Here is an 8,675-nt window from a genome sequence, read left to right as displayed (position 1 = left end):
CCCTGGAATGCCGACAGGCCGGCCGGTGCATTGGCCATCGGCAGCGAGATCGGCTCTCGTGCTTCGCGCTGCAGCACGACGGACAGCGCGTTGCCTGACGTGCCGATCGTCGCCGGGATCAGGTTCATCGCCGGCGAGCCCATGAAATCGGCGACGAAGAGATTGCTCGGGTTGTTGTAAATTTCGGCCGGCGTACCGAACTGCTGCACCTCGCCATCGCGCATGACCGCGATCTTGGTGGCCAGCGTCATCGCCTCGATCTGGTCGTGTGTGACGTAGACGATGGTGGTGCCGGTGGTGGCATGCAGGCGCTTGATTTCGATGCGCATGTCAACACGCAGCTTGGCGTCGAGGTTGGACAAGGGCTCGTCGAACAGGAACAGTTTTGGGTCGCGCACCAGCGCCCGGCCCATGGCGACGCGCTGGCGCTGGCCGCCGGAAAGCTGGCTCGGCTTGCGCTGCAAGAGGTGGCCGATCTGCAGCACCTTGGCCACCTTGTCGATGGCCTTCTGGCGCTCCGCCGCCGGCACGCCGCGCATCTCCATGCCGAAGGAGATGTTTCCGGCCACCGTCATGTTGGGGTAGAGCGCGTAGCTCTGGAAAACCATGGCGATGTCGCGCTTGGAAGGATGCAGATCGTTGATGGTGCGGCCGTCGACCCGGATTTCGCCCGAGGTGATCGTCTCCAGGCCGGCGATGGTGTTGAGCAAGGTCGACTTGCCGCAGCCGGAAGGGCCGACCAGCACCAGGAAGCCGCCTTTCTCGAGCTCGACATCGATCCCCTTCAGGATCTCGACCTGGCCGAAGCGCTTCCTCAAACCATCAATTTCCAGAAAAGCCATCGGATTATCCTTTGACGGCGCCCGCCATCAGACCGCGCACGAAATAGCGGCCGGCGAGCACATAGACGAGAAGGGTGGGCAGTGCCGCGATCATCGCGGCGGCCATGTTGACGTTGTATTCGACGACGCCGGTCGACGTGTTGACGACGTTGTTGAGCGCCACCGTCATAGGCATCGCGTCGCCAGTGCCGGCGTAAGCCGAGGCGAACAGGAAGTCGTTCCAGATGTTGGTGAACTGATAGATAACGGTGACGACGAAGATCGGCATCGAGTTCGGCAGCATGATGCGGCGGAAGATCTGGAAGAAGGATGCGCCGTCGACCTGTGCCGCCTTGACCAGTTCGGTGGGGAACGCCTCGTAGTAGTTGCGGAAGAACAGCGTGGTGAAGCCGATGCCGTAGACGACGTGGACGAAAACCAGATTGACGGTCGGATTGCCGAGCCCAAAGCTGGTTCCCGTTGCATTCTGCAGCGTGACGCCGAAGCGGCCGAGGCTGCCGAGGATGGTCGCCATCGGCAGCAGCACCGACTGGAACGGAATGAAGCAGGCGAACAGCATCAGCCCGAACACCAGCGTTGCGCCGCGGAAACGCCATTTGGTCAGCACGTAGCCGTTGAGCGCGCCGAGCATCGTCGAGATCAGCACAGCCGGGACCACCATCTTGATGGAGTTCCAGAAATAGCCCTTGATGCCGGCGCAGGTGAGGCCGACGCAGGTCTCGCCCCAGGCCTTCAGCCAGGGATCGAAGGTCGGTGCCCTGGGCAGCGCCAGCATGTTGCCGTTCTGGATCTCGTCCATGGTCTTGAACGAGGTCACCAGCATGACGAACAGCGGCATCAGATAAAATAGCGCAAACAGCGCCAGCAGCCCGTAGATGACGATGCGGTTGATGACCCTGGCGTTGACGCCGCCGGAGGCCTGGCGGGCGGGAGTGGTGAAGGCGCTCATCGCGGCTTCTCCCGCAGTTCCGAATAGAGATAGGGCACGATGATTGCGACGATGGTCATCAGCATGATCACCGCACTGGCCGAGCCGACGGCCATTTCGTTGCGCTTGAACGTGTACTCATACATGAAGTTGGACGGCAGCCAGGCCGATCCACCGGGCCCGCCGCTGGTCAGTGCGACCACGAGATCGTAGGACTTGATGGCGAGATGCGCGAGCACGATGAAAGCCGACAGGAAGATCGGCCGCAGCAGCGGGATGACGATGCGGCGGTAGAGCTGGAAGGTGGTGGCGCCGTCGATCTGCGCCGCCTTCATGATCTCGCCGTCGATGCCGCGCAGGCCGGCCAGGAACATCGCCCTGATGAAGCCGGAGGCCTGCCAGACGCCGGCAATGACCACCGTGTAGATGACGAAATCCTTGTTCTTGATCCAGTCGAAATGGAAGCTCGTCCAGCCCCATTGATGCAAGGTCTGCTCGAGGCCGAGGCCGGGATCGAGAAACCATTTCCAGGCGACGCCGGTGACGATGAAGGACAGCGCCATCGGGTAGAGATAGATCGGCCTCAACATGCCTTCGCCGCGGATCTTCTGGTCGAGCAGGATGGCCAGGAACAGGCCGAGCGCTAGGCAGATGGCGATGTAGAGAAAGCCGAAAATACCCATATTGGTGATCGACGTGTACCAGCTCGACGGCGGGTCGGTGTCGAAGGTCCAGCCCCACAGCCGCTGATAGGCGCGCGAGCCGGTCAGGACATAGGACGGGAAGGTCTTGGAATTGGTGAAGGACAGATAGATCGTCCACAGGATGAAGCCGTAGACGAAGACGATGGTGATGGCGAAGCTGGGCGCCAGCACGATCTTCGGCAATGCGTCCTGCAGGCGTGAGCGCACCGAGGCGCGTGGCCGCGCATGCTCCGGCGTCAGCTTGATCTGGCTTGTCGCTACCGTGCTCATGGGCTCCTCCCGTCGACTCGCGGCCAACCAGCTTCGCGGATCCAAGTTCGCGGATCTGGGCCTTCCCCGCCGGAGCGGGGAAGGGTTTTTGGCGCGTGGCGCTTACTTGGCGTCGTCGATTGCCTTGACCAGCTCGGTCACGGCCTCGTCCGAGGTCTTGATCTGACCATGGACGAATTTGGAGACGACATCCTTATAGGCATTGGCGACCGCCGGAGGCGCGCCATAGCCCTGGGCCAGCGAGCCGAACAGCGTGCCGCCTTCGTTGGCCGCCTTCAGATCGGCGATGCCCTTCTTGCCGCAAGCGTCGAAGTCGGTGTCCGGAACGTCGGTACGGGCCGGAACCGAACCCTTGACGACGTTGAAGGCCGACTGGAAGCTCTTCGACAGGGTGGCGGTGGCCAGCGCGACCTGGGCGGCCTTGCGGTCGTCCGGAACGTTGAACATGCCGAACATGTCGGAGTTGTAGATCACCGAGCCGTCGGTGCCCGGGAAGCGATAGCAAAGGAAGTCGGTGCCCGGCGTTTTCTTGGCGGCGTTGAACTCGCCCTTGGCCCAGTCACCCATGACCTGCACCAGGGCGTCGCCCTTGATGACCATGGCGGTGGCAAGGTTCCAGTCGCGGCCGGAGAAGTTGGGGTCGACATAGGTGACGAGCTTGGCCAAATTGTCGAACGACTTCTTCATCGTGTCGGACTTCAGCGATTCGTCATCGAGGTCGTTGAAGGCCTTCTTGTAGAACTCGGGTCCGCCAGTCGACAGCACGACGGAGTCGAACATGGTGGCTTCCTGCCAGTTCTGGCCGCCGAGAGCGAGCGGGATCACGCCTGCCGCCTTGGCCTTGTCGAGCAGGGCAACGAAGTCGTCGAAGGTCTTCGGCTCGGTGCCGCCGATCTTGTCCAGGACGGCCTTGTTGATCCACAGCCAGTTGACCGAGTGAACGTTGACCGGCGCCGCGACCCACTTGCCGTCATAGACCGAGAACTTCTGCAGGGCCGCCGGAACGGACTTGTCCCAGCCTTCCTTCTTCGCCGTTTCGGTCAGGTCGCCCATGACGCCGGCAGCGGCGTAGTCGAGCACGGTATAGCCGAGCATCTGCGAGGCGGTCGGATAATTGCCGGCCGCGACCATCGCCTTCAGCGCGGTCATGGCGGCATCGCCGCCGCCGCCGGCCACCGGCACGTCCTTCCAGGCATAGCCTTCCTTGGCCAGATCGCCTTTAAGGACGTTGAGAGCAGCCGCTTCGCCGCCCGACGTCCACCAATGCAGCATCTGCACTTCCTTGACGTCCTCGGCGTGGGCCGCGAAAGCCAGGCCCGACGCGAGAGCCGTTCCGATAAGCAGTTTGCGCAACATGTACTTCCTCCCTTGTTGCATTACACGACCGGTGAAGCCCACCGGGTTCTTCTCAACTCAGCCGACCCACCATCCGGTGCGCTGGCCGCGATGAAACTGAATTGTCTTTTCCTCGGTATAGTCCTCGACGGCGCGTTTGCCGAGTTCGCGTCCGAGACCGGACTGCTTGTAGCCTCCGAAAGGCAGCTCGGGATAACCTTCCATGAATGTGTTCACCCAAACGGTTCCCGAACGCACTCCACGCGCGACCGACATGCAAGTGTCGATGCTGGCGCTCCACACGCCCGCCGACAAACCATAGGGCGTGTTGTTGGCGATGTGCAACGCCTTTTCAATCGATTCAAAAGTCAGCACCGAGAGCACCGGACCGAACACTTCCTCGCGCGCTATGGCCATCTCCTCGGTAACGCCGCGGATGATGGTGGGATCAAGATATTGGCCGACATTGGAGGCCAATTGCTTGCCTCCGCTGTAAACCTGGCTGCCGTCGCCTTCAGCGGCAGAAACATAGCCGGCCACCTTCTTCAGATGGTCGGACGAGATCATCGCGCCGACCTTGGTTTGGTCATCGAGCGGATCGCCGACCGTGACCCTGGCGGCAAGCGCCTTGACGGTGCTGAGAAAATCGTCGGCGATCGCCTCGTGAACGATCAGCCGGCTGCCGGCATTGCAGCACTCGCCGGCATTGAAGAAGCCGCCGAACACCGCCGCATCGGCGGCCGCTTCGAGGTCGGCGTCGGGGAAGACGATCTGGCCGTTCTTGCCGCCGAGTTCCATCGAGACTTTCTTCAGCGACTGCGCGGCCGAGGCCATCGTCATCTTGCCGACGCGGGTGGAGCCGGTGAACGACACCATCTCGACCAGGGGATGACTGACCATCGGCGCGCCGACGTCGGCACCAAAGCCGGCGAGGATGTTGACTACGCCGGCGGGCAGGCCGGCCTGCATCAGGATATCGCCGAGCACGAAGGTCGACGCCGAGGTCATTTCGCTAGGCTTGACCACCGCCGTGCAGCCGGCGGCGAGCGCGAAGGGCAGTTTCTGGCTGACGATCAGGAACGGGAAATTCCATGGAGTGATGATCGAGACGACGCCGATCGGCTCGCGCAGGACGACGCCCAGCATGGCATCGCCGAGATTGGCGTAGGATTCACCATGCAACGTGCGGGCAAGCGAGGCGGCATAGCGCCAGATGTCAACGGCGCCGCCGATCTCGCCGCGCGCCTGGGCGATCGGCTTGCCCGATTCCAGCGCGTCGAGCCGGGCGATGTCTTCAAGCCGCGCCTCGATCAGGTCAGCCGCCTTGAGCAGGATCGCGGCACGCTCAGCTGCCCTCATGCGCGGCCATGGACCGGTCTCGAACGCCTTGTGGGCGGCCTGCACAGCGGCTTCCACTTCGGCCTCGCCGGCCTGTGCGTAGTGCGAGACGGTGAAGCCGTGGCCGGGACTATTTCGAGCAATCGTGCGGCCGTCGCGGGCATCGACATGCTTGCCGTCGATCAGCAGCCTGTAGGCTTTCGGTGCCGCAGCCGCCTCGGCCGGCATGGCGATCTTGAGTGGGGCGTTCATCTGTTTTCCTCTAGGATCTCGAAAAGGCCGGCTTCTGCTTGGCCTTGAAGGCATCGACGCCGGCCTTGAGATCTCCGGTCAGGGCGATGAAGCCGCTGGCCAGCGCTTCGGTGGCGGCGGCACTTTCCTCGCCTTCGGCGACCGCGATCATCAGCTTGGCGGCTTCCGTCGCCAGTGGCCCGCGCTCGGCGATCTTTTCCGCCCACGCCTGTGCATTAGCCAGCGCCTTGCCGGTCTCGACCACCCGATCGACAATGCCCAAGGCCAGTGCTTCAGGGGCGAGAAAGATCTCGCCGCCCAGCGCCATGCGCCGCACCGTCTGCGCGCCGAAGCGGCGCACGGCGCGCTGCGTGCCGGACCAGCCCGGAACGACGCCGATCGAGGTTTCGGGGAAGCCCAATTTTACCTGTGTTTCGGCCACGCGGAAGTCGCAAGCCACAGCCAGTTCGAGCCCGCCGCCCAGTGCATGGCCCGACAAAACGGCGATGGTCGGCTGCCTGAGCCGCGCCAGCCGGTCGAAGACGCGGTGGCCGTAGCGTACCCATTGCACCTGGAAATCGGCGGCACTCATCCGCGCCCACGCTTCAACATCGCCACCGGCGCAAAATCCCTTGCCCTCGCCGCGCAGCAGCACGACGCGGACGCCCTCGGCCATCTCGGCCGCGTCAAGCGCCGTCTCCAACGCGCGCAGCATCGGAATGTCCAGCGCGTTGAATTTCTCCGGCCGGCGCAGCGTGACGACGCCGATGGCGCCGTCGGTTTCAAAGGTGACGAGGTGCTCAGCCATGCGCGCCTCCAAGCGAGGCGCCGCCATTCAGCGACAGGCCTATCGGTTGCTCCTGATAGAGGGCTGCCGGTGTCGTCTTGAGGTTCTTGGCAATGCCCAACGGAATTTCCGACTGCGCCAGCACATCGCGCTGCAGATCGATGCCGGGTGCGAGTTCTGTGACGACCAGGCCCTCCGGCGTCAGCCTCATCACGCAGCGTTCGGTGACATAGGTGATGTCCTGTCCCTGCGCGACTGCGCGCTTGCCCGAAAACGAGATGTGCTCGACTTCGTTGACCACCTTCTTGACCTTGCCCTCCTGATCGATGCGGATGCCGCCATCGGCCAATGAGAGTTTTGCCCCGGCGTTGAAGAAGCCGGAAAACACGATCTTCTTCGCCCGCGCGGTGATGTCGACAAAGCCGCCGGCACCAGCCGTGACATGCGGGCGCGCCGAAAGCTTCGAGACATTGACCGAGCCATGGCGGTCGATCTGCAGGAAGGACAATAGCGAGGCGTCGAAGCCGCCCGCCTGGAAATAAATGAACTGGTGCGGCGAGGGCATGAAGGCGTCGGCGTTCGACGAACAGCCGAATTTGAAGTCGAGCAGCGGCACGCCGCCGACCGCGCCCTGTTCGATCACCCAGGTAATCTTGCCGTGCTGTCCTTCCTCGAGAAGGATGCGCGGGACATTGGCGGAAATGCCGAAGCCGATGTTGACGGCCATGCCGTCGCGCAACTCCATGGCGACGCGGCGCGCGATCACTTTCTGGACGTTCATCTCCGGCGTGCGGAAGCTCGACAGCGGCCGGAAGATTTCTCCGGAGATCGCCGGGTCATAGGGTGTCAGCGTCGTCTGCAACTGGTCGGGCGCGACGACGATATGGTCGACCAGGACGCCCGGCACGCGCACGTCATGCGGTTTCAGCGTACCGTTTTCGACGACGCGCTTGACCTGCGCGATAACGATGCCGCCATTGTTACGGGCGGCGAGCGCCTGTTCGAGGCCACCGAGATAGGCGCCCTCATGCTCGTAGGTGAGGTTGCCGCGCTCGTCGGCTGACGTGGCGCGAATGATCGAGACCTGCGGCACGATGGAGCGGAAATAGAGCCATTCCTCGCCGTCGAACTGCTGCACCGAAACGATCGGCTCGCTTGCGGCGGCGTTCATGGCGCAGCCCTGGTGGCGCGGGTCGGCGAAGGTGTCGAGGCCGACCTTGGTCAGCACGCCCGGCCGCTTGGCGGCCGCTTCGCGGTGCATGTCGAACAGGATGCCGGACGGCACGTTGTAGGCGGCCACCGAATTGTCGCCGATCATCTTCCAGATCTGCGGCGGTTCGGAAGAGGAGGGGCCGGACGGGTAGGAGCCGCACAAAGTACGCTTCAGCAGGCCGGGCTTGGCCAGATGGTCGATGCCTTTGATGCCGTACATGTCGCCGGCGGCGATCGGGTGAAGTGTGGTGATATTTTTTGGGTGGCCTTCCTCCTCGAAGCGTTCGCCGATCGCGGCAAGCACCGCGTCCGGACAGCCGAGACCGCTCGACGACGACACGGAGACGACCATGCCGTCCTTGATCAGGCCCGCTGCCTGCGCTGCCGAAACGACCTTGCTCAATTCATGATCCCCGAACCGGCCGTCCTGTTTCGGGTGCGGCGATCCGGGCCACAGCTTTCCCTGACGACCAGATTGACCGCGCCGATATGGTCCTCGGCCCGCGTGGTGCGCGACTGGATCATTTTCAGCATGACATGGGCGGCGCGTTCGCCGAGGCCGGCCGAGTCCACCGCGACGCTGGTCAGCGCCGGCATATAGTGCTCGGCCTCGGCTACATCGTCGAAACCGACGATGGCGAAATCAACTCCCGGCTCAAGCCCGCGCTTGCGCAGCGCCAGCATGGCGCCAAAGGCGACAGCGTCGTTGAAGCAGAGCGCCGCGGTCGGCGGTTCAGCCATAGCGAGAGCGGTTTCCAGACACCCTATACCCCCTCTGCGGCTGGTCTCGCCCTCGACGACCAGTGCGTCGCGGGCGGCGATGCCCTGCGTCTCGCAGGCTTCGCGAAATCCGCCAAGCCGATCGTGATAGACCACCAGGTCGGACGAACCGCCGAAGAAGACCAGCCTGCGATGTCCCTTGCCGATCAGATGGGCGGTGGCGAGATAGGCGCCGCGATGATTGTCGGGCGCGATAACCGGAATACGGCTCTCGGGAAGCCGGCGCATGGCGAAGACCACCGGCAGAC

General features: G+C 63.5%; 8 protein-coding genes. All 8 read right to left on the bottom strand.

Annotation, left to right across the window (positions count from 1 at the left end; translation table 11 throughout):
* The coding region (locus EN906_RS13765) for an ABC transporter ATP-binding protein (protein ID WP_164773560.1) at positions 1-842 on the bottom strand (842 nt) is incomplete at its 3' end.
* 4 nt (positions 843-846) lie between these two features.
* A complete protein-coding gene (locus EN906_RS13760; protein ID WP_127272642.1) occupies positions 847-1,791 on the bottom strand; it encodes a carbohydrate ABC transporter permease in 945 nt (314 codons plus the stop codon).
* Positions 1,788-2,744 carry a sugar ABC transporter permease gene (locus tag EN906_RS13755; protein ID WP_127375218.1) on the bottom strand — a complete coding sequence of 319 codons (957 nt, stop codon included), beginning with the start codon at positions 2,742-2,744 and terminating at the stop codon, positions 1,788-1,790. The genes EN906_RS13760 and EN906_RS13755 overlap by 4 nt, the downstream gene beginning before the upstream one ends.
* A 102-nt stretch (positions 2,745-2,846) precedes the next feature.
* Positions 2,847-4,100 (bottom strand): ABC transporter substrate-binding protein, encoded by a 1,254-nt coding sequence (locus tag EN906_RS13750; protein ID WP_127267247.1) that lies wholly within the window; start codon positions 4,098-4,100, stop codon positions 2,847-2,849.
* A 57-nt stretch (positions 4,101-4,157) separates the two neighbouring features.
* A complete protein-coding gene (locus tag EN906_RS13745; protein WP_127277009.1) occupies positions 4,158-5,669 on the bottom strand; it encodes an aldehyde dehydrogenase family protein in 1,512 nt (503 codons plus the stop codon).
* 10 nt (positions 5,670-5,679) lie between these two features.
* Positions 5,680-6,456 (bottom strand): enoyl-CoA hydratase/isomerase family protein, encoded by a 777-nt coding sequence (locus EN906_RS13740; RefSeq protein ID WP_127267245.1) that lies wholly within the window; start codon positions 6,454-6,456, stop codon positions 5,680-5,682.
* Positions 6,449-8,050, bottom strand: a complete 1,602-nt coding sequence (locus EN906_RS13735) for an acyl CoA:acetate/3-ketoacid CoA transferase (protein ID WP_127267244.1) — start codon at positions 8,048-8,050, stop codon at positions 6,449-6,451. Before EN906_RS13735 ends, EN906_RS13740 begins: the two co-directional genes overlap by 8 nt.
* Positions 8,047-8,675, bottom strand: a 629-nt coding sequence (locus tag EN906_RS13730; RefSeq protein WP_164777166.1) for a substrate-binding domain-containing protein, incomplete at its 5' end; no start/stop codon positions are given. The genes EN906_RS13735 and EN906_RS13730, both read right to left, overlap by 4 nt.

It is taken from the genome of Mesorhizobium sp. M7A.F.Ca.CA.004.06.1.1, from assembly GCF_003999135.1.
Lineage (GTDB): Bacteria > Pseudomonadota > Alphaproteobacteria > Rhizobiales > Rhizobiaceae > Mesorhizobium.
Note: the sequence above shows the minus strand (reverse complement) of the source record. Positions and strands in the feature narration are given on the sequence as shown.